General features: G+C 75.1%; 17 protein-coding genes and 1 other RNA gene. 5 read left to right on the top strand and 13 right to left on the bottom strand.

What is annotated here, in order from left to right:
* Positions 1-193: 193 nt before the first annotated feature.
* Complete coding sequence (locus ACRAS8_RS22190) at positions 194-478, bottom strand: DUF3039 domain-containing protein (RefSeq protein WP_026247947.1); 285 nt, start codon at positions 476-478, stop codon at positions 194-196.
* Positions 465-1,655 (bottom strand): MFS transporter, encoded by a 1,191-nt coding sequence (locus ACRAS8_RS22185; RefSeq protein WP_438487738.1) that lies wholly within the window; start codon positions 1,653-1,655, stop codon positions 465-467. Before ACRAS8_RS22185 ends, ACRAS8_RS22190 begins: the two co-directional genes overlap by 14 nt.
* A 123-nt stretch (positions 1,656-1,778) precedes the next feature.
* On the opposite strand from ACRAS8_RS22185, the gene ACRAS8_RS22180 reads away from it, so the two are divergent.
* Positions 1,779-2,747, top strand: coding sequence for a LysR family transcriptional regulator (locus ACRAS8_RS22180; RefSeq protein WP_438487737.1), 969 nt, complete (start codon positions 1,779-1,781; stop codon positions 2,745-2,747).
* 68 nt (positions 2,748-2,815) lie between these two features.
* Here the strand turns inward: ACRAS8_RS22180 and ACRAS8_RS22175 are convergent, their stop codons facing one another.
* Both ACRAS8_RS22175 and ACRAS8_RS22170 read right to left on the bottom strand, forming a co-directional pair.
* Positions 2,816-3,499 carry a hypothetical protein gene (locus ACRAS8_RS22175; RefSeq protein ID WP_438487736.1) on the bottom strand — a complete coding sequence of 228 codons (684 nt, stop codon included), beginning with the start codon at positions 3,497-3,499 and terminating at the stop codon, positions 2,816-2,818.
* Positions 3,500-3,922: 423 nt separating this feature from the next.
* The gene (locus ACRAS8_RS22170; RefSeq protein ID WP_438487735.1) at positions 3,923-4,597 is read right to left on the bottom strand and encodes a YqgE/AlgH family protein; all 675 of its coding nucleotides are present in this window, start codon (positions 4,595-4,597) and stop codon (positions 3,923-3,925) included.
* Positions 4,598-4,891: 294 nt separating this feature from the next.
* Between ACRAS8_RS22170 and murA the strand changes: the two genes are divergently transcribed.
* The gene (gene murA / locus ACRAS8_RS22165; RefSeq protein ID WP_438487734.1) at positions 4,892-6,238 is read left to right on the top strand and encodes a UDP-N-acetylglucosamine 1-carboxyvinyltransferase; all 1,347 of its coding nucleotides are present in this window, start codon (positions 4,892-4,894) and stop codon (positions 6,236-6,238) included.
* A gap of 196 nt (positions 6,239-6,434) precedes the next feature.
* Here the strand turns inward: murA and ACRAS8_RS22160 are convergent, their stop codons facing one another.
* From ACRAS8_RS22160 to ACRAS8_RS22145, 4 genes are all read right to left on the bottom strand, one after another.
* Positions 6,435-6,716 (bottom strand): HU family DNA-binding protein, encoded by a 282-nt coding sequence (locus ACRAS8_RS22160; protein ID WP_004951951.1) that lies wholly within the window; start codon positions 6,714-6,716, stop codon positions 6,435-6,437.
* Between the two features lie 247 nt (positions 6,717-6,963).
* Positions 6,964-8,397, bottom strand: coding sequence for an NAD-dependent malic enzyme (locus ACRAS8_RS22155; RefSeq protein ID WP_438487733.1), 1,434 nt, complete (start codon positions 8,395-8,397; stop codon positions 6,964-6,966).
* Positions 8,398-8,911: 514 nt separating this feature from the next.
* Positions 8,912-11,338 carry a HelD family protein gene (locus tag ACRAS8_RS22150; RefSeq protein WP_438487732.1) on the bottom strand — a complete coding sequence of 809 codons (2,427 nt, stop codon included), beginning with the start codon at positions 11,336-11,338 and terminating at the stop codon, positions 8,912-8,914.
* A gap of 207 nt (positions 11,339-11,545) precedes the next feature.
* On the bottom strand, positions 11,546-12,130 hold the full coding sequence (locus ACRAS8_RS22145; RefSeq protein WP_438490567.1) for a CGNR zinc finger domain-containing protein: 585 nt from the start codon (positions 12,128-12,130) through the stop codon (positions 11,546-11,548).
* Between the two features lie 272 nt (positions 12,131-12,402).
* Here ACRAS8_RS22145 and ACRAS8_RS22140 point away from each other — a divergent pair, with 272 nt between their 5' ends.
* A complete protein-coding gene (locus ACRAS8_RS22140; RefSeq protein WP_438487731.1) occupies positions 12,403-13,179 on the top strand; it encodes a class I SAM-dependent methyltransferase in 777 nt (258 codons plus the stop codon).
* A 53-nt stretch (positions 13,180-13,232) separates the two neighbouring features.
* On the opposite strand, the gene ACRAS8_RS22135 is transcribed toward ACRAS8_RS22140, so the two are convergent.
* Both ACRAS8_RS22135 and ACRAS8_RS22130 read right to left on the bottom strand, forming a co-directional pair.
* Entirely contained in the window at positions 13,233-14,432 is a 1,200-nt protein-coding gene (locus ACRAS8_RS22135) for a uroporphyrinogen-III synthase (RefSeq protein WP_438487730.1), read from the bottom strand.
* A gap of 180 nt (positions 14,433-14,612) precedes the next feature.
* Positions 14,613-16,022: an MFS transporter gene (locus tag ACRAS8_RS22130; protein ID WP_438487729.1), complete on the bottom strand. Its 1,410-nt coding sequence runs from the start codon at positions 16,020-16,022 to the stop codon at positions 14,613-14,615.
* Between the two features lie 640 nt (positions 16,023-16,662).
* On the opposite strand from ACRAS8_RS22130, the gene ACRAS8_RS22125 reads away from it, so the two are divergent.
* The gene (locus ACRAS8_RS22125) at positions 16,663-18,567 is read left to right on the top strand and encodes an asparagine synthase-related protein (protein WP_438487728.1); all 1,905 of its coding nucleotides are present in this window, start codon (positions 16,663-16,665) and stop codon (positions 18,565-18,567) included.
* A gap of 20 nt (positions 18,568-18,587) precedes the next feature.
* Here ACRAS8_RS22125 and ACRAS8_RS22120 read toward each other — a convergent pair whose 3' ends face one another.
* Together ACRAS8_RS22120 and ACRAS8_RS22115 are read right to left on the bottom strand one after the other, a co-directional pair.
* Positions 18,588-19,124, bottom strand: a complete 537-nt coding sequence (locus ACRAS8_RS22120; protein WP_438487727.1) for a DUF4232 domain-containing protein — start codon at positions 19,122-19,124, stop codon at positions 18,588-18,590.
* A 188-nt stretch (positions 19,125-19,312) separates the two neighbouring features.
* Positions 19,313-20,317, bottom strand: coding sequence for a LysR family transcriptional regulator (locus ACRAS8_RS22115; protein ID WP_438487726.1), 1,005 nt, complete (start codon positions 20,315-20,317; stop codon positions 19,313-19,315).
* A gap of 169 nt (positions 20,318-20,486) precedes the next feature.
* Between ACRAS8_RS22115 and ACRAS8_RS22110 the strand changes: the two genes are divergently transcribed.
* Positions 20,487-21,743 carry an MFS transporter gene (locus ACRAS8_RS22110; protein ID WP_438487725.1) on the top strand — a complete coding sequence of 419 codons (1,257 nt, stop codon included), beginning with the start codon at positions 20,487-20,489 and terminating at the stop codon, positions 21,741-21,743.
* Positions 21,744-21,942: 199 nt separating this feature from the next.
* On the opposite strand, the gene ssrA is transcribed toward ACRAS8_RS22110, so the two are convergent.
* Positions 21,943-22,312: a transfer-messenger RNA gene (ssrA, locus tag ACRAS8_RS22105) on the bottom strand.
* Positions 22,313-22,382 lie beyond the last annotated feature (70 nt).

The raw sequence follows: 22,382 nt of genomic DNA, 5'->3' as shown, positions 1-22,382 counted from the left end.
CGCCGGAGGGCCCGCGCCGGCGTCCGGTCCGCCCCGGTCCGCCCCGGTCCGCCCCGGGCCGGCCGGGGCGGCGGAGGTGCCGGGCACGGCGACGGGCCCTGGTCCCCACCAGGGACCCGGGCCCGTGCCGACTTCGCGCGCGGGGCGGCGGGCCGGGGCGCCGCGCCTCCTCGGCGCGCGCCGCGGCCGGCCGTTACTTCTTGCCGCCGTCCTTGTCCTTGTCGCCGCCGGCGCCCATGGATTCGAAGATCTCCTTGCACAGCGGGCAGACCGGGTACTTCTTCGGGTCGCGGCCCGGGACCCAGACCTTGCCGCAGAGCGCCACGACGGGAGTGCCGTCGAGCGCGCTCGCCATGATCTTGTCTTTCTGGACGTAGTGGGCGAAGCGCTCGTGGTCGCCGTCGCCGTGCGACACCTGCGGTGTCGGCTCTACGAGGGTCCCCGTACCTGCCCCGCGCTCGGGCTCAAGAGTGCTCATAAGTGCCAAGGGTACTCACGCGCGGCGCGGGCCGGGAGCGTCGGCCCGCCGCCAGATGTACCAGCAGTCCCAGGGCCGCGACCCCGGCCGCCGCCCAGGGGAGCGCGGCCGGCGACAGCCCCGCCGCCAGGGCCAGCCCGCCGAGCGCCGAGCCGACCGCGCTGCCCAGATAGAGCGCCGAGTTGTTCAGCGCGAGGGCGACGGTGCCGCGCTGCTCGCTCGCCCGGAGCAGCCGGTGCTGCTGCGGCACCTGGAACGCCCAGCCGGCCGCGCCCCAGGCGACCAGCGCGGCCACCGCGCCGGGCAGCGCCACGTCCGCCAGGGTGGGCAGCAGGGCCTGGGCCGCGGCGACCACCAGCAGCACCCCGCCGGCCAGCGTCCGCGCCCGCCCGGTGCGGTCCACCAGCGGCCCGGCCAGCACGCTTCCCAGCACGCCGCCGGCGCCCCAGGCCCACAGGTACGGGGCGACCTCGTGGACGCCGCCCGCCGCGGCCAGCACCGGCGCGAGATAGGTGTAGAGGCCGAGGCTGGCCACCGCGGCGAGGAAGGAGACGGTGACGACGGGCGCCACCTTGCGGTCGGCGATGGCGGCCAGCCGGGCCCGTACGGGGACGGCGGGCGCCGCCGGCACCTGCGGCAGCAGCGCCGCCAGTCCGCCGAGCGCGACCGCGCCCAGCGCGGTGACCAGCCAGAGCGTGGCCCGCCAGCCGGTGTGCTCGGCCAGCAGCACCCCGACCGGCACGCCCAGCACGGTGCCCGCGCTCATCCCGCCCATGACGAGCGCCAGTGCCCGGCCGCGCTTCTCCTCGGGGACGAGCGCGGCGGCGGCCGCGGTGGACAGCGCGGAGTAGACCCCGGCGCCGGCGCCCGCGACGACCCGGGCGGCCAGCAGCGTGCCCAGCGACGGGGCCAGCGCGGTCAGGCCGTTGCCGAGGGTGAAGACGGCCAGCGCGGCCAGGATCAGCAGCCGGGGCCGCACCCCGGAGAGCAGTCCGGCGACCAGTGGCGCGGCGATCGCGTAGGCCAGGGTGAAGACCGTCACCAGCTGGCCGGCGAGGGACACCCGGGTGCCCACGTCCGCGGCGATGACCGGCAGCAGTCCCGCCATCACGTACGCGTCCAGGCCGAGGGTGAAAGCCCCCAGCGTCAGCAGCCAGACCTTGCGCACCGCGCTCATCTCCCCTGGTGGTCCGGCGGGCCGGGGACCTTCCCCGGCCCGGGGCGGACCGCTCGGGGGAAACGTAGGCAGTCTCCGGATGGCCGGGGAAATGCCCGTACGGAGCACTTATGCTGGGGCGGCATGAATGGTCTCCGCGGTATCCAGGACGGCGCCGGCACCGCGACGGCGCCGGCCCCCGGCGACCCCGACGAGCCCGCCCCCGGCACCGACGACCGGCTCGCCGACCCGGCCCTCGACGGGGTCGAACTGCGGCATCTGCGGGGCTTCCTCGCCGTCGCGGAGGAGCGCAGCTTCACCCACGCCGCGGACCGGCTGCGGATCGGCCAGCCCGCGCTGACCCGGTCCGTGCGGGCCCTGGAGACTGCGCTCGGCGTGCGGCTGCTGGACCGGACCACCCGCCGGGTCGCCCTCACCGACGCCGGCCGCCGCCTCTACGCCGACCTCGCGCCCCTGCTGCCCCGGCTCGCGGCCGCGCTGCGCTCCCCCGCCGGGCCGGCGGTGCTGCGGCTGGGCTTCACCTCGCTGCTGCCCGCCGCCTGCCGCGCGCTGATCGCCGGCTTCGAGGCGGAGACCGGGGCCGGCGTCCGGCTCGTCCGCCGGGACTCCCCGCTGGCCGGACTGGAGACCGGGGAGTCGGACGTGGTGGTGCTCCGCGGCGAGATGCCGCGGGACGCCGGGCTGCGCACCGCGCTCCTGCTGCGGGAGCCGCGGGTGGCCGCCGTGCCGCGGGCCGCCGCCCCGGGGAGCCTGGCCCGCCGACGGGTGCTGGACTGGGCCGAGCTAGCGGAGCTGCCGCTGGTGGTCAACACCGTCACCGGCACCACCCGGCCCGAGCTGTGGCCGGCCGGGCGGCGCCCCCAACTCGCCTGCACCGCGGACAACTTCGACGAGTGGCTGGAGGCCGTGGCGGCCGGGCACGGGATCGGGGTGGCCCCGGAGGGGGTGGCCGAACGGCACCCGCACCCCGGGATCCGCTACGTCCGGCTGAAGAACGCACCGCCGGTGCCGGTGCGGCTCGCCCTCCCGGCCCGGGACGCCCACCCCCTGGCCGAGCGCTTCTTCACCCTGGGCGGCCGGCACCACCGCTGACGGCTCCCGTCGTTCGCCCGTAGGGCGGGCCGACCGACGGACAGCAGGCGGGAATTCGGCGACAGGCCCTACGAGGCCACCACCGGCACCACCTCCCGCTCTCCGGCCGTCAGCCCCAGCTCCGCGGCGAACGCCAGCGCGGCCGCCGGACGGACCTCGTACCAGCAGTCCGGGCCGCAGACCGCGTCCAGCAGCGCGGAGACGTCCGCCGCGCGGACCGTGCGGGCCGCGGCGGCCCCGATGAACGCGCGGACCGTCTCCGCGGGATGCACATCGGTCTCGGTGCGAGCCACCAGACGCCCGGTGATCTCCTTCACCGCCGCATCACCGGGCGCCGCCCAGCCCATCGCCATCTCCAGGCCGTCGTCCGGCATCGCCGCGGGATACGGGGCACGGGCCCAGGCGCCGTCCTCGTACCAGTAGGCGAAGCCGAGGAGATTGCCCCGGGCGTCGTCCCGCAGCCGCTCCCAGGGCAGCCACGCGGGGCCGCCCGCCAGGAAGTCGATCTGCCGGTCGCCGCTGTGGGTGTAGCTGCCGTCGGAGTCCTGGCCGCAGAGCAGGGCACGGCCGCCGTCGTAGAGCGCGAGCCGCCACCAGTACGAGCCACCGCAGTTCCAGCAGGCCAGGCCGTCCGGGCCGAAGGAGTACTCGTCGCCGTCGCGCATGGCCGCGGCCACCACCGCCAGCGTCGCGGCCCGCGCCCACACCTGCTCCGGATGGTCCAGATCCCCGGGCACGCTCGGCCTGTGCATGGTGCTCTCCCCCGTCCCTTCGGCGCGGCCGCGACCATGCGACCACGCAGCGTTCCTGGCACTGCGAACGATAGCGACGGGGTCCGACAACGCCCCATGACAAAGCCGTCACAAAGCCCCGGCACGCGCCCGGGCACACCACCCGGCGCACAGGGCACTACAGCGCCCTCAACACAAACCGGCAGGCAACCGCTCACGCACGCCCCCACCCACCGAAATCCACCCCACAACGGGAGGTGACGGGCCGGAGGGGCAGGGGTGTGCCGGACGTAAAGCGACAGCAGTCCGGCACACCCCTGCCCCGCAGGCCCGTCACCGCACCCAACAGCCCCGCGCAGCGGAATCGCGCCGCAGGCGCAAAAGCAGCGGCGAACCCCTACGGCGGGACAGCCGACAACGTGGGAAGCCAGCCAAGCGCCGCGGTCAATTCAGCGACGGATCATCCGGATAAGTAGCCACCATCGCCAACTCATTCCGCTGCCGCCGCAGCACCGCCCGCCACAGCCGCTCCGGATCGGGCGAGGAGACGTCGCCCGGCTCGGACTCGACGACGTACCAGGCCCCCTCCACCAGCTCGTCCTCCAGCTGGCCGGGGCCCCAGCCGGCGTACCCGGCGAAGATCCGCAGGCTGCCGAGGACCGTGGCGAGGAGCTCCGGCGGGGCCTCCAGGTCCACCAGGCCGATCGCGCCGTGCACCCGGCGCCAGCCCAGCGGCTCGTCCCCGGGCCCGGCGCCGTCGGCCGGGTCCGCGGCCGGCGCGCCGGCCGTCCCGCCGCCCGCGCCGCCGGCGTGGCTCGCGCTACCCGTGGAGGGGGCGCTCTCGCCGGGCGTCCCGCCACCGGGCACCACCGCCACCCCGAGCGCAGAGTCCAGGGAGACCGGGCCGCCCTGGAAGACCACTCCCGGCTCCCCGGCCAGCTCGGCCCAGGGGGCGAGGATGTCGGCGACGCCGACCGGGGTGGGGCGGTTGAGGATCACACCGAGGGACCCCTCCTCGTCGTGGTCGAGGAGGAGCACCACCGCCCGGTCGAAGTTCGGGTCGGCGAGCGCGGGTGTGGCGACGAGCAGCCGCCCTGTGAGCGAGGACACCTCGGTCATGGCCACATGATCCCGCACTTCCGGCCCGAAGGGGGAGTCAACGCCCGGACCCGCCGGGAGAACAGGGCGGGCGTACGGCGGCAGGCCCCGGCGCACGCGTCCGGCACCGAATGATGCATTCGCGACATTCACCGCGTACGCCGCAAATAGCGATGACGCATCACAGGCGGCCTGTAGCGGAGCGTGTTGTGACAAAGCCATTACATGGCCGGACCCGGTCCATCGCCACGGGCACCCCCTCGGCCGCCCTTACCATTTCTCGTGGCCCAGACCGACTCCAGGAACGCGAGATCCATGACCGTCTCCACTGACGACGTACTGATTGTCCACGGCGGCACCCCGCTGGAGGGCGAGATCCGGGTTCGCGGTGCGAAGAACCTTGTACCCAAGGCCATGGTCGCCGCCCTCCTGGGAAGCGGTCCGAGCCGGCTGCGCAACGTCCCCGACATCCGGGACGTCCGCGTGGTGCGCGGGCTGCTCCAGCTGCACGGCGTCACGGTGCGCCCGGGCGACGAGTCCGGCGAGCTGGTCCTGGACCCCTCGCACGTGGAGAGCGCCAACGTCGCGGACATCGACGCGCACGCCGGCTCCTCGCGGATCCCGATCCTGTTCTGCGGCCCGCTGCTGCACCGGCTGGGCCACGCCTTCATCCCGGGCCTGGGCGGCTGCGACATCGGCGGCCGGCCGGTCGACTTCCACTTCGACGTGCTGCGGCAGTTCGGCGCGAAGATCGAGAAGCGCGCCGACGGGCAGTACCTGGAGGCCCCGCAGCGGCTGCGCGGCTGCAAGATCCGGCTGCCGTACCCGTCGGTCGGCTCGACCGAGCAGGTGCTGCTGACGGCCGTCCTGGCCGAGGGCGTCACCGAACTGTCGAACGCCGCCGTGGAGCCGGAGATCGAGGACCTGATCTGCGTGCTGCAGAAGATGGGCGCGATCATCTCCATGGACACCGACCGGACGATCCGGATCACCGGTGTCGACAAGCTCGACGGCTACACCCACCGCGCCCTCCCGGACCGCCTGGAGGCCGCCTCCTGGGCGTCCGCGGCGCTGGCCACCGAGGGCAACATCTACGTCCGGGGTGCCCAGCAGCGCTCCATGATGACGTTCCTCAACACCTTCCGTAAGGTCGGCGGCGCCTTCGAGATCGACGACGAGGGCATCCGCTTCTGGCACCCGGGCGGCTCGCTCGACGCCATCGCCCTGGAGACCGACGTCCATCCCGGTTTCCAGACCGACTGGCAGCAGCCCCTGGTGGTCGCGCTGACCCAGGCGTCGGGCCTGTCGATCGTCCACGAGACGGTCTACGAGTCCCGTCTCGGCTTCACCTCCGCCCTCAACCAGATGGGCGCCCACATCCAGCTCTACCGCGAGTGCCTGGGCGGCTCCGCCTGCCGCTTCGGCCAGCGCAACTTCCTGCACTCCGCGGTCGTCTCCGGGCCCACCCGGCTCCAGGGCGCCGACCTGGTCATCCCCGACCTGCGCGGCGGCTTCTCGTACCTGATCGCGGCGCTGGCGGCGCAGGGCACCTCTCGGGTGCACGGCATCGACCTGATCAACCGCGGCTACGAGAACTTCATGGAGAAGCTCGTCGAGCTGGGCGCCAAGGTGGAGCTGCCGAACGGCGGCCCGCGGGGCTGATCCCCCGCCCGTACGCGCCAGGAGGCGCCGCGCCGGTCGCACCGCGACGACCGCGCGGCGCCTTCGCGTTTCCCGGCCCCGGGTCCCCGGCCTCCGCGGATGCCCCGCGAGGGCCCTGAGCGGCGCGTACGCGGGCATACGCAAGGGCGGCCACCCTCCGGGAAGGGTGACCGCCCGACATGCCGTGGGAAGGGCCTTACTTGCCCTTGGCGGCTTCCTTGAGCTTCGAGCCCGCGGAGACCTTCACGCTGTAGCCGGCCGCGATCTGGATCGGCTCACCCGTCTGCGGGTTCCGCGCGGTGCGAGCGGCACGGTGGGTGCGCTCGAAGGTCAGGAAGCCGGGGATGGTGACCTTCTCGTCGCCCTTGGCGACGACCTCGCCGACGGTCTCGGCGAGCGCGGCCAGAACGGCGTCGGCGTCCTTGCGAGTCACCTCGGCGCGGTCGGCCAGAGCGGCCACCAGCTCACTGCGGTTCATGTATGTACTCCCGTGTTCTTCTTGCCAATGCGGCGTGCCACGCGGCAGAGCCGCATGTTTGGGCTCAGCGAAGCCGATGCTGCCAGGGCCCTCGGACAGTCTCCGGACCCGGGTCTGCGTGCCAGACCCTCGCGCCCGAATACGCATCCTGCCCCCACCTGCGGCGGTAAAGCCAATCCGGCACCCTGGAGGGTCACCCGCCACCCTATGGGTGGCCTGCTGGGGGCACGTCCTGCGACGCGCCGTCTCAGACCCCCGTGGCGGCCGTCACAGCCTCGCCCGCGGCCTTCGCCGCGTCGCGCACCGCGCCGGCCACCGCGCCCGCGACCTTCTCGTTGAAGACGCTGGGGATGATGTAGTTCGCGTTGAGCTCGTCGTCCAGGACGACGTCGGCGAGGGCGCGGGCCGCGGCCAGCATCATCTCGGTGTTCACCGTACGCGAGGCGGCGTCGAGCAGGCCGCGGAAGACCCCGGGGAACACCAGGACGTTGTTGATCTGGTTGGGGAAGTCGGAGCGGCCGGTGGCGACGACGGCGGCGGTCTGCCGGGCGAGGGCCGGGTCGACCTCCGGGTCCGGGTTGGCCAGCGCGAAGACGATCGCGCCGTCGGCCATGCGGGCCACGTCGTCGCCGTCGAGGACGTTGGGGGCGGAGACCCCGATGAAGACGTCGGCGCCGTCCACGGCCTCCTTGAGGGTGCCGGTGACGCCGTCGGGGTTGGTGTTGTCGGCGATCCAGCGCAGCGCCGAGTCGGGGTCGGCGTCGACGAGGTCGGCGCGGGCGGCGTGCACCACGCCGTGGATGTCGGCGACCACGGCGTGCCCGACGCCGGCGGCCAGCAGCAGCTTGAGGATGGCGGTGCCGGCCGCGCCGGCGCCGGACATCACGACCCGGACGTCCTCCATCTTCTTGCCGACGACGCGCAGCGCGTTGGTGAGGGCGGCGAGCACCACGATGGCGGTGCCATGCTGGTCGTCGTGGAAGACCGGGATGTCCAGGGCCTCGCGCAGCCGGGCCTCGATCTCGAAGCAGCGGGGCGCGGAGATGTCCTCCAGGTTGATGCCCGCGAAGCCGGGGGCGATGGCCTTGACGATCTCGACGATCGCGTCGGGGTCCTGGGTGTCCAGGCAGAGCGGCCAGGCGTCGATGCCGGCGAAGCGCTTGAAGAGGGCCGCCTTGCCCTCCATGACGGGCAGGGCGGCCTTCGGGCCGATGTTGCCGAGGCCGAGGACGGCGGAGCCGTCGGTGACCACCGCGACGCTGTTGCGCTTGATGGTGAGCCGGCGGGCGTCCTCGGGGTTGTCGGCGATGGCCTGGCAGACCCGGGCGACGCCGGGGGTGTAGACCATGGACAGGTCGTCGCGGTTCCGGATCGGGTGCTTGGACGACATCTCGATCTTGCCGCCGAGGTGCATCAGGAAGGTCCGGTCGGAGACCTTGCCGAGCGTGACGCCCTCGATGCCGCGCAGCTTGGCGACGATCTCCTGGGCGTGGTCGGTGGAGGTGGCTGCGATCGTGACGTCGATCCGGAGTTTCTCGTGGCCGGACGCGGTCACGTCGAGGCCGGTGACCGACCCGCCGGAGGACTCCACGGCCGTGGTGAGCTGGCTGACGGCGGTGCCGCTCGCCGGCACCTCCAGTCGCACCGTCATCGAATACGAGACGCTAGGCGCCGTTGCCATGGCCGACTTCCTCTGCTTTCCCTGGTTTGGCTCTGAGCGGCTCCGGATCTCAGGGGTTGCCGAGCCGGAGCGCGTCGTTCGATCGTCCCACCTACCAGCCGGTACACGGTAACCAGCTACGAATTACGGAAAGACTCTTCCACCATACGAGAACTGATCGCCCGAGCGGAACCCTCCCGCCGGACGGGAATCAGCCAGACACGCGTCAGCCGCCGCGCACACGCGGGCGCGACCGAGCGGAAACGGCGGCCGGGCGGAAACGACCGCGGGCGCCCCTCCCGGAGGAGGGGCGCCCGCGCCGCTGCTTGATGACACCGACCCGCCATGCTCGCCTCGCGGCAAGTGGTCGCTCGTAGCGACGATGGTTGGGCCCGGGGGCTTGGATCGAGCCGGTGCCGCCACCAAGGCTAACAAACCATCCCGGCAAGCGAATCCCGTCCCGCGCAGCCGATTTCACAACCCCTCGGATGGCAGCACACCGGCCCCGGGCCGGGCCCGTTCACCCAAGCGTGTCCTAGTCGCGGAGCAGGTCCGGGACGCCCTCCTCGTCCGGGTCGTCCGGGGCGGCGGAGAGCACGGTCAGCTGCTGGGTGGCGCGGGTCAGGGCGACGTAGAGGACCCGCAGGCCGGCCGGGGACTCGTCGGCGATCTCGGCGGGCGAGACCACCAGGGTCGCGTCGTACTCCAGGCCCTTGGCCTCCAGGGAGCCCAGCGCCACCACGCGGTCGCCGAGGCCGGCCAGCCAGTCGCGGGCCTGTGCGCGGCGGCGCATCGCCACCACGACGCCGACCGTGCCCTCGACCTCGGCCAGCAGGCGTTCGGCCTCGGCGGTCACGGCCCGGGCCAGCTCCGCGTCGGCGGCATCGTCCGTATCGCGGGCGGCGACCGCCCCGGTAACCGCGAACCGCGGCTCCAGGCCGGTCGAGCGGACCGCCCTGGGCGCCGGGGTGCCGGGCATGGCCAGGGCCAGCACCCGGGACGCCAGCTCGGCGATCTCGGCCGGGTTGCGGTAGTTCACGGTGAGGGTGAAGCGGCGGCGCGGGCGGGTGCCGAGCGCCTCGTCGCGGGCCTCGGCGGCCTCGTCCGGGTCCGACCAGGAGGACTGCGCCGGGTCGCCGACCACCGTCCAGGTGGCGTGCCGGCCGCGGCGGCCGACCATCCGCCACTGCATCGGCGTCAGGTCCTGGGCCTCGTCGACGATGACGTGCGCGTAGTCGGTGCGCTCCTCCTCCAGGCGCTCCCTGCGCCCCCGGCCGGCGGAGAGCCGGTCCGCGTACGTGGTCAGCTCCTCCAGGCCGGTCAGCTGGTCCAGCGGGTCGGCCTCGCGGGGGCGGGCCGGCCGGGCCGGGGCGCCCAGGATCTGCTGGAGCTCGTCCAGCAGCGCGACGTCGTGCACCGACAGCGGGCCCCGGCCGTCGTCGCCCAACCGCCGCAGCGAGCGGGCGAGTTGGCGGACCTCACGGGGGTTGAGGAGGCGGCGTGCCCAGCGGCCGAGGCGGCGCTCGTCGGCCATCGCGGCCAGGACGCCGCGCGGGGTGAGCTCCGGCCACCAGGCGTCGAGGAACGCCTGGAAGTCGGGCTCGGTGACGAGGTCCTCGTCGAAGCCCTGGCGGGCCTCGGCGGCCAACTCCGGGTCGGAGTAGCGGCGGGCGGCGCCGGACTTGGCCCACAGGGCGTCCAGGATCAGCCGGCGGGCGCGCGGGCGCAGCAGGTTGACCGGGGCGGTGCCGCCCAGCGCGGACTGGCGGACGGCACGCAGCTCGGCCTCGTCCAGTTCGAGCCGGGCGCCGAAGGCGACGACCCGGAGGCGGGTGGGCGGGGCCGGGGTGTCGCCGGCTCCGGCGGCGAGGTCCTCCAGGGACAGCTGGGTGTCCTCGGCGGTGCGGGCGCGCGGCGCGGCCGCCTCCAGGGCCCCGCGGGCCGCCTTGCGCAGCAGCTTCTGCATCCGCGCCGAGCCCTTGATGCGGGAGACGGCAGGGGGGTCGTAGGCGGTCGCCTCGGCGCCGTCGACGAGCGAGCCGAGCGCCCGGATGGCGACCTGGCCCTCCTCGCCCAGGGAGGGCAGCACGCCCTCGGTGTAGGCGACCAGGAGCGGGGTCGGGGAGACGATCAGGATGCCGCCGGCGTAGCGGCGGCGGTCCTGGTAGAGGAGGTAGGCGGCGCGGTGCAGGGCGACCGCGGTCTTGCCGGTGCCGGGTCCGCCCTCGACCTCGGTGACGGAGGCGGCGGGGGCCCGGATCACCATGTCCTGCTCGGCCTGGATGGAGGCGACGATGTCCCGCATGGTGTGGCTGCGGGCCCGGCCCAGCGCGGCCATCAGCGCGCCGTCGCCGACCGCCGGCAGCTCCTCGCCGTCCAGGGTGGCGGTGACCTCCGGGCGCATCAGGTCGTCCTCGACGCCCAGCACCCGGCGGCCCTTGGAGCGGATCACCCGGCGGCGGACGACCCGGCCGGGGGCGACCGGGGTGGCGCGGTAGAAGGGCGCGGCGGCCGGCGCCCGCCAGTCGATGACCAGCGGGGAGTAGTCCGCGTCCAGGACGCCGAGGCGGCCGATGTGCAGGGTCTCGGCGATGGCGGCGCGGCCGTCCCGGATGACGCCGTCGGCCGGCTCCACGGAGGTGTAGGCGCCGTCCGGGCCCTTCTGGCCGTCCTTGCCCAGGAGCAGATCGATCCGGCCGAAGAGGAAGTCCTCGTACTCGGAGTTGAGCCGGTGGAGGTGGACGCCGGCCTGGAAGACCTGGGCGTCGCGTTCGGCGAGCGCGCCGGGCGTGCCCACCTGGCCGCGCTTGGCGGCGTCGTCCATCAGGAACTCGGCCTCGTGGATCTTCTCCTCGAGGCGCCGGTAGACGCGGTCGAGATGCGCCTGCTCGGCCTCGATCTCGCGGTCCCGAACGGAATCCGGTGCGTGGTCCGGTGCGTGCGTGGCGTTGTGCGCGGCCACCCAAGCCCCCTTCTGCTGTGCGTAGGGCAGCCGTCAACCGTACGCGAACCCGGCACGGTGCGCACCTGGAGGTATGGACAAAACCGGACGTCGGCGGTCGGATGTCGATTCGGAAGGCGGTTCGGTCGGGCAGACCCGGCCAAAGCGGTCGGATACGGGGGCGCGGTCACCGGATCCGGTGACGGGGAGGCCGGACCCGGCCGCGCGTCACGCGGCCCCCGCGGTCCGCCGCCGGTGCCGGGCCACCCGGGCGCGGTTGCCGCAGACCTCGCTGGAGCACCAGCGGCGGCGCCGGCCGCGCGAGGTGTCCAGGTAGACCAGCGGGCAGCCGTCGCCGGCGCACTGGCGCAGCCGGCCGCGCGCCGCCGGGTCGGTGAGCAGCGCGACGGCGTCCCGGGCCACCGCCGCCAGCAGCCCGGCGCAGTCGGGCGGACCGGCCAGGGCGCCGGCCAGCGCGCCGTCCGGGCCGCGGACCGCGCGCACGGCGGGCGGTGCGGCGCTCTCGGCGGCGGTGTTGAGCAACGCCAGGTCGGCCGCGGCGGCCCGGTCGCGCACTTCGGCCCGGACCACCCGGCCCAGCAGCTCGCGCAGCGCCCGGAAACGGGCGACCCAGCCGGCGTCGACGGCGTCGAGCGGGGCGCCGGGCGGCACCACTCCCGCGCCGGTCAGCCAGGCGGCCAGCGACGCCGGGCCGGTGAGCCGCTCGCCGGCGGCCGGGGCGCCGCCGGCGGTGGCCACCAGGTCCAGGCAGATCCGCCCGCAGTCGAACCGGAGGTCGTAGGGGGCTGCCATGGCTGCCATGTGCCTGTCACTCCTTGCGAACGGACACGGGGACGCGGGAAAGGGGGCGCCGGGGGCGTACGGGAGCGTTCCCAGGGTGCCCGCCCGCGCCGCCCGCCGGAAGGCCGCGGGCGGGCGGCAGCGGAGCGAAATGGTCCGCGGCGCGCCAAGTGGCCGCCCGGCGCGGGCACTTCGCCCGGCACCAGCAGGGACCCGCACGCAACATCCCGCGTAGACACCACGCGTAGACACTGCGCGTATACATGTGTTGTATAGTCCGCGGCATGTCGTCCTCCCCGCTGCTCAAGAACCGCTCCACGCTGACCCACAAGCTCGGCTACGCGGTCCGCAACCCGGCCCGGATCGCCCCCTACGTCAAGCGCACCGCCCGCGACACCTGGCTGCGCCTGAAGCACCCCGACCACGTCGCGTACTACCGCGCGGTGATGGCCTCGGACACCGGCCGCGACCCGGAGGCCGCGGTCGGCAGCCGCAGCCACGAACGCTGGCTGGCACTGGGCGAGATGCAGTTCGACTACCTCGTGGAGCACGGGCTGCGCCCCGGGCACCGGATGCTCGACATCGGCTGCGGCAACCTCCGGGCCGGCTGGCGCTTCATCGCCCACCTGGACACCGGCGACTACTACGGGATCGACATCTCCCCGGACATCCTGATAGCCGCCAAGCGGACCCTCGCCACCTACGAACTCCAGGACAAACTCCCGCATCTGACGCTCACGCAGGACCTGAAGCTGGACTTCCTGCCGGCCGCGCACTTCGACGTCGTCCACGCGCACAGCGTCTTCTCGCACTCGCCGCTGCCCGTCATCGACGAGTGCCTGGCGCACGTCGGCCGGATCCTGGCCCCCGGCGGCTTCTTCGACTTCACCTTCGACCGCACCGAGGGCGCCGAACACCAGGTCCTGCGCGAGGACTTCTACTACCGGACCGAGACCCTGCTGCGGCTGGCCCGCGGGCACGGGCTGGCGGCGCGCTTCATGGAGGACTGGGAGGCCCGGCCGCACGGGCAGTCCAAGATCCGGGTGAGCAACCCGGCCTGAGGGGCGCGGCGGCCCGTCAGTCCCGGGTCAGGCCCACCTCAGAGACCGTCGCCTCAGCGGCCGTTCCCGTACTCCCCGGAGTACTTCCCGGATTCCGCCGCCGCGTCCAGCGCCAGCCGGTAGCCGCGCTTGACCACCGTCTGGATCAGCCGGGGCTCCCCCAGCGCCGTCCGCAGCCGCGCCATCGCGGTCTCCACCGCGTGCTCGTCCCGGCCCGTGCCCGGCAGCGCCCGCAGCAGTTCGGCGCGGGCCACCACCCAGCCGGGGCGGCGGGCCAGGGTCCGCAGCAGCGCCATCCCGGCGGGCGGCACCGGGCGCAGCGCGCCGTCCACCACGGCGGCCCGGCCGCGGATCTCCAGCCGCCGGCCGGCGACCGGCAACGGCGGTATGCGGCCCGGGAGTTCCCGGCACAGCAGCTGCACCAGCGGGCCCAGCCGGAACCGCTCCGGCTGCCGGGTGGGCACCTCCAGCGCCTCCAGCGGGAGCGCCGTCACCGGCCCGACGCACGCCACCAGCACGTCCTGCCGCAGCGCGGCCAGCAGCTCCGGCTGGATGCCGCGCTCGGCGGCCCGGCGCAGCAGCGAGGCGGCGGCCGGCGCGCTGGTGAACGTCACCGCGTCCAGGCCGCGCGCCAGGACGGCGTCCAGCAGCCGGTCCACCGGCCCGAGGTCGGCCGGCGGCATCCAGCGGTAGACGGGCACCCCGACCACCTCCGCGCCGCCGGCCCGCAGCGCCTCGACGAACCCCGGCAGCGGCTCCCCGTGCAGCTGGAGGGCGATCCGCCGGCCGTCGACGCCCGCCGCCATCAGATGGTCGAGCACCTCGGCCATCGACTCCGAGGCCGGTGACCACTTCTCGGTCAGACCGGCCGCCCGGATCGCGCCGCGCACCTTGGGGCCGCGGGCCAGCAGCTCCGTCCCGGCCAGCCGGCCCAGCAGCGCCTCGCCCAGCCCCCAGCCCTCCGCCGCCTCGATCCAGCCGCGGAACCCGATGGCGGTGGTGGCCACCACCACGTCCGGCGGGTCGTCGGTCAACGCGCGGGTGACGGCGAGCAGTTCGGCGTCGTCCGACAGCGGCACGATGCGCAGCGCCGGGGCGTGCACCACCTGGGCGCCGCGGCGCTCCAGCAGCGCGCCCAGCTCCTCGGCCCGGCGGGCCGCCGTCACCCCGACGGTGAAGCCCTCCAACGGGCGCAGCCCCCGGCCCTGTTCGACGGGCTCCCGCCCGGCCTCCTCCTGCTGCTGATCGTGCATCGGTCCGTCCCGCTCCGCCGAGTGGTTCTGTTGCGCCGTGCGCTCCGTCCGTGGCACGCACGGGTGCCGCCGCGGTTCCGGCGCACCCGCGCCGGATGTCGAGCCTGCCAACGGCACGTGACAGGCCCGGTGCGCCAGTATTTCCCCGCTGTTACGGAAGCGCCTCCCGGGCCGTGGTTCTCAGACGTCCGCGTATACGGTCCGGCGCGTCCCGTCCGGCTCCTCAGCGGCCGTCCCGCGCTCCGGCCGGCGCACGTACACCGCCCAGGTGACCGCCCCGCACACCGCGTAGAACACCAGGAACGCGGCGAACGCGGCCGCCCCGGAGCCGGTGGCGGCGAACGCCTCCCGGAAGGCGAGGTTGATGCCCAGCCCGCCGAGCGCACCGACCGCCCCGATCAGTCCCATCGCGGCCCCCGAGAGCCGCCGCCCGTGGGCCGCCGCCTCCTCCCCGGCCAGCCCCCGGCGCACCGCCCGGTCCAGGAAGATGCCCGGGATCATCTTGTAGGTGGCGCCGTTGCCCAGGCCGGTGAGCAGGAACAGCGCGGTGAAGCCGGCGAGGAACAGCGGCAGCGAGTGCCCCGCCGAGGCGGCCAGTACCACCCCGGTGGCCAGGCCCATCGCCGCGAAGCCGCCCAGGGTGATCCGCGCGCCGCCGTACCGGTCCGCCAGCCATCCGCCGGCCGGCCGGGCCAGCGACCCCAGCAGCGGCCCGAGGAAGGTCAGCGACGCCGCCTGGAGCGGGGTGCGCGCGAACTGGCTCTGGAGGACCAGCCCGAAGGCGAAGCTGTAGCCGATGAACGACCCGAAGGTGCCGACGTAGAGCAGCGCGATGACCCAGGTGTGCCGGTCCCGGGCCGCCGCCACGGCCGCCCCGGTGTCGTTGGCCACCGGCGCGAGGTTGTCCATGAACAGCGCGGCCAGCACCGCCCCCAGCACGATCAGCGGCAGGTACACGGCGAGCACCAGCCGCGGCTGCGCGGCCCCGGCCGTGCCGATCACCAGCAGCCCCAGCAGCTGCACCACCGGCACCCCGAGGTTGCCGCCGCCGGCGTTCAGCCCCAGCGCCCAGCCCTTCCTGCGCAGCGGGAAGAAGGCGTTGATGTTGGTCATCGACGAGGCGAAGTTGCCGCCCCCGACACCGGCCAGCGCGGCCACCGCCAGGAACACCCCGTACGGCGTCCCCGGCCGCATCACCACCGCCGCGGCCGCCGCCGGCACCACCAGCAGCAGCGCGCTGAAGACCGTCCAGTTGCGCCCGCCGAACCGCGCCACGGCGAAGGTGTACGGGACCCGCAGCACCGCGCCCACCGCCGTCGCCACCGCCACCAGGAAGAACTTCCCGGCCGGGTCGATCCCGTACTCCGGCCCCATGAACAGCACCATCACCGACCACAGGCTCCACACGGAGAAGCCGATGTGCTCGGTCAGCACCGACAGGACGAGGTTGCGCCGGGCGATCCGCTCCCCGGACTCCCGCCAGAACACCTCGTCCTCCGGGTCCCAGCGCTCGATCCAGCGCCGCCCCTTCCTCACCCGGCCACCCGTGCTGCGGGTGGCCGCGGTCTCCGTCGCGGTCTGGGCCGTCATGGCGCCTCCCAAGGTCGGTGCGGTCCGCGGACCGGGTCCGATGCGGCGGACCGGGTCCGGTACGACGCTAGGGACGGCGGGTTACCGCCCTGTGGCAGCACGTCACCGGCGCGAAACCTTGCGCTCACGCGGGGCGGGTGCACGCGGTGAGCCGCCGCGGCACATCCGCGGCGTACGGAGCGGGGGCGGTGCGCCGCCGTGCACCACGCGCCCCTGCCTTCACCCGAACGGGGTAATGGCACGTGCCGCGGACACTGCCAGCCTTCTTATCGGACGCACCGTAATCAGCCCACCACGCTCCGTCGCGAGAGGCGTCGGGCCCGCCCGTGGCCCGCCGTCCGGCGGCGGTCCTCGCCTCTGCCAGGGCGCCACACCCCGCCCCCGCAGGGATGCCGGGCCCCGGACACCGGAAGGAAAGGGATGCCATGCACCGACCCCCGCAGCGGATCACCGGCGGACGGCGCGGCTCCTGACGTCCCCGCCGCCGCACGATCCCCCTGCCGGGGCACCTCCCCGCCCCGGCAGCACCGAGGCCGGTCCGGCCGCCCGCGGCCGGACCGCCCCGCGCCCCGCCGTCCCGCCCGTCTCCCGACCGCGGCCCGCACCGTCACGCCCAGAGGCCAAGGAGTGGCAACCCCCCGTGGATTTCCTGGTGTTCCCCGACCACCCCGTCACCGACCGGCTCGCCGCCTGCCTGCCCAGCACCCCCGCCACCCGCACCATCACCCACCTCTCCGGACGCCCCTGGATCGTCGGCCACTGGCGGCCCGAGGAGCTGGTGACCGAACGGGTCGGCCCGCGCTGCGCGGTGCTGCTCGGCGCGACCTCGGCCACCCCCGGCGCCCTGGCCCGGCTGCTCCGCCGGCTGCGTTCCCTCGACGACCTCGCCGGGCTGCGGCACGAACTCCCCGGCAGCTTCTTCCTGCTGGCCTGCATGGGCGCCGAGATCCGCGCCCAGGGCAGCCTCTCCGCGGTCCGCCGGCTGCACCGCACGGAACTCGGCGGCCTCACCGTGCTGGGCAGCCGCCCCCAGGACCTCGCCGCGCTGGCGCACGCCGCGGCCGCCGCCGGGCTGCCCGGCGCGCCCGGAGCCGGCACCGTCGACGAGGAGGCACTGGCCGCCCAACTCCTCGCGCCCGGCGCCCCGTTACCCCTCGCGCTGCGCACCCCCTGGCGCGCGGTGCACGCCGTACCGCCCGGCCACTGCGCCGCGCACGACCCGGCCGGCCGGTACCGCGAGGACCGCTGGTGGAGCCCGCCGGAGCCGGACCTCCCGCTTCCGGACGCCGCCGAGGCGGTACGGGAGGCGCTCAGCGCCGCCGTCCACGCCCGCACGCACCGCGCCACGCTCAGCGCCGACCTCTCCGGCGGCCTGGACTCCACCAGCCTGTGCTTCCTGGCCGCCCGCGACGGCACCGAACTGATCACCACCGGCTGGGAGGGCCGCGACCCGGCCGACGACGGCCCCCTGTGGAGCGCCCACAGCGCCTACCGCCTCAGCCGCGTCCGCCACGAGGGCCGCCACCTCTCCCTCCCGTACACCGACGCCCCCACCTGGTACACCCCGCCCGCGCAGCCCGCGCACACCGACCCCGCCGGCCCGCTGGCCGCCGTCCGGGACGCGGCCCGGCTGCTCCACCAGGCCCGCCTGGTCGCGAAGTTCGGCTCCCGGATGCACCTGGCCGGCGTCGGCGGCGACGAGCTGTTCGCACTGCGGCCGGTGGCCCTGAACTCCCTCGCCCGCGGCGACCTCCGCACCGCCGTGCGCCTGGCCCGCCGGGCCCGCAGGATCGCCCCCTGGACGCTGCCGGCCACCATCCGCACCCTGCTCGGCGGCCGCTGCTACCCCCGCTGGCTGGCCGCCGGCGCCGACCGGATCACCCCCGGCGCGCGCCGCCGCCCCGCCGGCACGGACTGGGAGGACGTCCCGGCGATGCCGCCCTGGGCGCACCCGGACGCGGTCGCCACGGTCCGCCGGCTGCTGCGCGAGGCGGCCGCCGCGGCGCCCGAGCCGTTCGACCCGCTGCGCGCCCAGCACGAGACGGCCGCCGCCGCGGTCCGGGCCGGCGAGCGGGTACGCGGCATCGACGCCCTGACCTCGGCCTACGGCGTGGCCTACGAGGCGCCGTTCCTGGACGACGCGGTGATCGAGGCGGCGCTGGCCGTCCGGCTCGCGGACCGGGTGCCGGGCGCCGGCGGAAAGCCGGTGCTGGCGGCCGCGATGCGCGGCACCGTGCCCGGCCCGGTCCTGGGCCGCGGCGGCCGGCGCGCGCACAGCGCGGAGTTGCACGCGGGGTTGCGCCGCAACCGCCGGGCGCTGGCCGCGCTGTGCGCGGACTCCCGGCTGGCGGCGCTGGGCCTGATCCGCCCGGAGGCGCTGCGCCCGGTCCTGACGTCCCTCCAGCCGGACACCGGCGCACTGCGGCCGCTGGACCCGACGCTGGCCGCCGAGTTCTGGCTGCGGGCCCTGCCGGCCCGCCCGGCGTACGGCACCGTCCCGGCGCCCGCCGTGCCGACGTCCGCCCCGGCCGCGGAGAGCGGCTGAGCCGCCCGCGCCGGGACGGCTCAGCCGTTCCGCTCGACGGGCGGGCCCATCCAGACGGTCTGCTCGCAGATGTTCATCCGGGTCTTCTTGCCCTTCTCGTCCCGGACCTTTATCACCTTCTGGTGGCGGTCACGGGGCGCGCCCACCACGACCTCGTCATTGCTGACCAGGCAGTCGGCGGGCGTCATACCGGGCGCATGGTCCTTGTAGCGCAGGTCGGTGGTGACCGTGCCACCGCGCCGGAGGTCTATCGGCATGATCCGGCCCTGCCCCTTGCCGTCCGACGACGGTCCCTTGCCGACGTGGACGGCGAACGTGGGAAAGCCGTTGAAGACGCACGGCTGCGAGCCCTTGTTGACGACCGACAGCCGGGCCTGCCGCTGGGCGCTGTGCGGCGCCGCCTTGAGGACGGTGACCCGCCAGCTCAGGCCCTTGGTCTTGCAGTTGGCGTGCAGCGCCGCCATCCGCCCCGAGCCGCAGCCGGTCACGGTGAAGGCGGCAGTGACGGTCAAGGCGAGTGCGGCCATCGTCGTCGCGAGTACGGAACGTCGCTGCACGACTCCCCCCTGTTCATTCCGTTTGTCCAATTCGCACGCATCGTTCGCGCGCGGTGTCCGTCCGTAAGGAAGGATTTCCGGCGCCGCGGGTTGCCTGCTCGCAGGCACGGATACGCCCCGCATAAAGAGACATCGATCACGTGACGCCGACCCGCGCGGCCGCCACCCTCCCGGCCCCTCGCGGGATCCTAGGCCCTGTCGGCGCCCGCCGCGGACACGCCCCCGGCCACGCCCATCGCCGCGGCGTCCGCCTCCGGCAGCCACCACTCACCCTCGGGGAGCGTCAACCAGCCCTCCCGGGCGCCCAGTTCCCGGGCGGCGGCACACAGCGCGTCCAGGCCCGGATGCCGCAGCCCCCGCCGCCACACCATCCCCACCGGCGACAGCGGTACCGGATCCACCACCGGCCGCAGCACCATCCCCGACACCTCGATGAACTCCACACTCGCCAGCACCGACCAGCCGCGCCGGTGCACCACCCGGACGAACTCCTCCGCCCCCTCGATCTCCGGGAACGGCTCCGCCATCGCGATCCCCCGCCCCGCGAAGAGCCGCGCCGCCAGCTCCGTCCACTCCGCGGTGCGCGGGTTGCCGGCGGCCGCATAGAGCGTCTCGCCGGCCAGCCGGGCCAGCGGCACGGCCGGAGCGGCGGCCAGCGGATGGTCCGCGCGCAGCAGCACCGCCATCGGCTCCAGCCGGACCGGCCGGTGGCAGAGCCCGGCCCGGGCCGCGGCCGGCAGCCCCGCGAACCGCCCGAAGGAGACGTCCAGCCGCCCGGCCGCCAGCTCCGCGGCCGCCCCCGTCAGCCCGCTGTGGAAACGGGCGACCAGCTCACAGCTGTCCGGCAGCCGCCGCCGGGCCTCCGCCAGCAGCCGGTACGCCGTCCCGACCGGCGCCGCCACGTCCACCACCAGCGGCCGCTCCGGCTCCGCCCGGAAGGCCGCGGCCAGCTCCTCGTGCGCCGCCAACACCCGCCGCGCGTACGGCAGCAGCCGCTCGCCCGCCGCGGTCAGCGCCACCTGCCGGGTGGTCCGCACGAACAGCGGGGCCCCCAACTCCCGCTCCAGCCGCCGGACATCGCGGCTGAGCGCCTGCTGGGCGACGTAGAGCCGGGCGGCGGCCCGGGTGAAGTGCAGCTCTTCGGCGACGGCGGTGAACGCCCGCAGCAGCCGGGGATCGATGTCGTACGGCACCGCCCCATCCTCACACCGCCACCCACCGCCCACACCCGCCTTCCCGCACCCCGCCCGCACTCCCCCGTGCCACCGACGCGCAGGCCACCCCACATTCACACCACAGACGCGTGAATGGTCCCGGCCAGGTGTTGGACGGCGGGCGGCCGCCGCCGCGACCGTGGACGGCATGATCCTCTTCCTCGCCGCCCGCCCCGTCGCCCCCGCCCCCGTACGCCCCGCCCGCCGCCGCTCCCCCTACGCCCGGCTCTTCGCCGTCCCCGGCACCCGGGCCTTCACCGCCGCGGGCCTCCTGGCGCGGCTGCCTACGGGGATGCTCAGCGTCAGCGCGGTCCTGATGATCGCCGGCACCCGCGGCTCCTACGCGCTGGCCGGGGCGGTCACCGCCACCGGGCTCGCCGCGACCGCGCTGGCCGGCCCCTGGACGGCCCGGCTCGTCGACCGCCACGGCCAGGCCCGGACAGCCGTCCCGGCCACCGCCGTCGCCGTCCTCGGCTCGCTCTCCCTGCTGCTGTGCGTCCACTCCGGCGCCCCCGACTGGACGCTCTTCGCCTCCTACGCCGCGACCGCCACCACCCCCAACACCGGCGGGCTGTGCCGCGCCCGCTGGGCACACCTGCTCCGCGCCGACCCGGCCGCCCGGCACACCGCCAACTCCTTCGAGCAGGCCGTCGACGAACTGTGCTTCCTGCTCGGCCCGGTCCTGGCGACGCTGCTGTGCACCTCCGTCGCCCCGGAGGCCGGCACCGCCGTGGCCGCCGCCCTGCTGCTCGCCGGCGTCCTGCTCCTCGCGGCCCAGCGCCGCACCGAGCCGCCCGCGATCCCGCCCCCGCCCGGCCCCGCCGGCTCCCCGCTGCGCGCCCCCGGCCTGCCGCCACTGCTGCTCACGTTCCTCGCCACCGGCGCGGTCTTCGGCTCCCTGGAGGTGGTCACGCTCGCCTACGCGGACGCGCACGGCTTCCGGCCCGCGGCGGGCGGGCTGCTCGCCCTCCAGGCGGCCGGCTCCGGCGCGGCCGGGCTGCTGTGCGGACTGCTGCCGCCGGCGGCCCGGCCCGCCCGGCGCTTCCTGAGATGCCTCGCCGCGATGGCCGCACTGCTGACGCTGCCCCTGGCGGCCGCCGCGACCGGCACCGCGCCGCTGCTCGCCGCGGCCCTGCTGACGGCCGGCACGGCCACCGCCCCGGCGATGGTCACCGGCATGGGCCTGGTCCAGTCCCGCACCCCGGCGGGCCGGCTCAACGAGGGGATGACGCTGGCGGTGACCGCGCTGCTGGCCGGCATCGCGGCCGGCTCGGCGGCCGGCGGCTGGGCCGCCGAACACCTGCCGTCCCCCGCCGCCGGCTACGCCGTACCGGCCGCGGCGGCCGCCCTGGCCCTCACCGTCACGGCGGCCGCCACGGCCCGCACCGCCCGGCGGACAGCCTGAGGGGCGGGCCCCGGCCAGGAGCTGAGGCCCGGCCAGGAGCCGCGGACGGCCCCCGCCCGCGGGAACCTCACCACAGCGGCCCGCCCAGGACACGGGGGGGTGCGGGTGGCAAAGCCCCCGCCCCGCGCGGCACAGCCGCGCAAAAACGACGAAGGCGACGCGGCCCGCGCTTTTCGCGGGCACACGTCGCCTGTCGTCTTCGTGGAGATGGCGGGAATCGAACCCGCGTCCAACGGTGCGGAATCAGGGCTTCTCCGAGTGCAGTCCGCTGCGCTTTTCTCGGCCCCGGAGATCACGCGGACAAGTCTCCGACGGGCTCAGTCACTGTTAGATGTCCTTCTGGACCCCGTGACCGGGCTCAGAAGTGGAGTCCCCTAGCTGATGCCAGGATCCGGGTCGGGAACATCCCCGGGCTGACACTTCGCAGGTCGCTACTTAGGCAGCGAGGGCGAAGGAATCGCGCTTGGTGTTGGCGATTATTGGTTTCGGCATATGGTTTACGAGATCATTGCCGCTTCCTCGACTCGCTTCCCCTGCTTCGACATCCGCTGTCGAAACCGATCATCCCCATGTTTTCTTTTCAAGGTGGTGCCTCGCACCCTCGCGGGGTGCGTGCCCATCGTACGTGACCAACGCACG

It is taken from the genome of Streptomyces sp. S186 (genome assembly GCF_051603415.1).
Classification (GTDB): Bacteria; Actinomycetota; Actinomycetes; order Streptomycetales; family Streptomycetaceae; genus Streptomyces.
Note: the sequence above shows the minus strand (reverse complement) of the source record. Positions and strands in the feature narration are given on the sequence as shown.

Coding starts and splice junctions, on each gene's coding strand:
- ACRAS8_RS22190 (WP_026247947.1), bottom strand. CDS start 478: ATGAGCACTCTTGAGCCCGAGCGCGGGGCAGGTACGGGGACCCTCGTA.
- ACRAS8_RS22185 (WP_438487738.1), bottom strand. CDS start 1,655: ATGAGCGCGGTGCGCAAGGTCTGGCTGCTGACGCTGGGGGCTTTCACC.
- ACRAS8_RS22180 (WP_438487737.1), top strand. CDS start 1,779: ATGAATGGTCTCCGCGGTATCCAGGACGGCGCCGGCACCGCGACGGCG.
- ACRAS8_RS22175 (WP_438487736.1), bottom strand. CDS start 3,499: ATGCACAGGCCGAGCGTGCCCGGGGATCTGGACCATCCGGAGCAGGTG.
- ACRAS8_RS22170 (WP_438487735.1), bottom strand. CDS start 4,597: ATGACCGAGGTGTCCTCGCTCACAGGGCGGCTGCTCGTCGCCACACCC.
- murA (WP_438487734.1), top strand. CDS start 4,892: ATGACCGTCTCCACTGACGACGTACTGATTGTCCACGGCGGCACCCCG.
- ACRAS8_RS22160 (WP_004951951.1), bottom strand. CDS start 6,716: ATGAACCGCAGTGAGCTGGTGGCCGCTCTGGCCGACCGCGCCGAGGTG.
- ACRAS8_RS22155 (WP_438487733.1), bottom strand. CDS start 8,397: ATGGCAACGGCGCCTAGCGTCTCGTATTCGATGACGGTGCGACTGGAG.
- ACRAS8_RS22145 (WP_438490567.1), bottom strand. CDS start 12,130: ATGGCAGCCCCCTACGACCTCCGGTTCGACTGCGGGCGGATCTGCCTG.
- ACRAS8_RS22140 (WP_438487731.1), top strand. CDS start 12,403: ATGTCGTCCTCCCCGCTGCTCAAGAACCGCTCCACGCTGACCCACAAG.
- ACRAS8_RS22135 (WP_438487730.1), bottom strand. CDS start 14,432: ATGCACGATCAGCAGCAGGAGGAGGCCGGGCGGGAGCCCGTCGAACAG.
- ACRAS8_RS22130 (WP_438487729.1), bottom strand. CDS start 16,022: ATGACGGCCCAGACCGCGACGGAGACCGCGGCCACCCGCAGCACGGGT.
- ACRAS8_RS22110 (WP_438487725.1), top strand. CDS start 20,487: ATGATCCTCTTCCTCGCCGCCCGCCCCGTCGCCCCCGCCCCCGTACGC.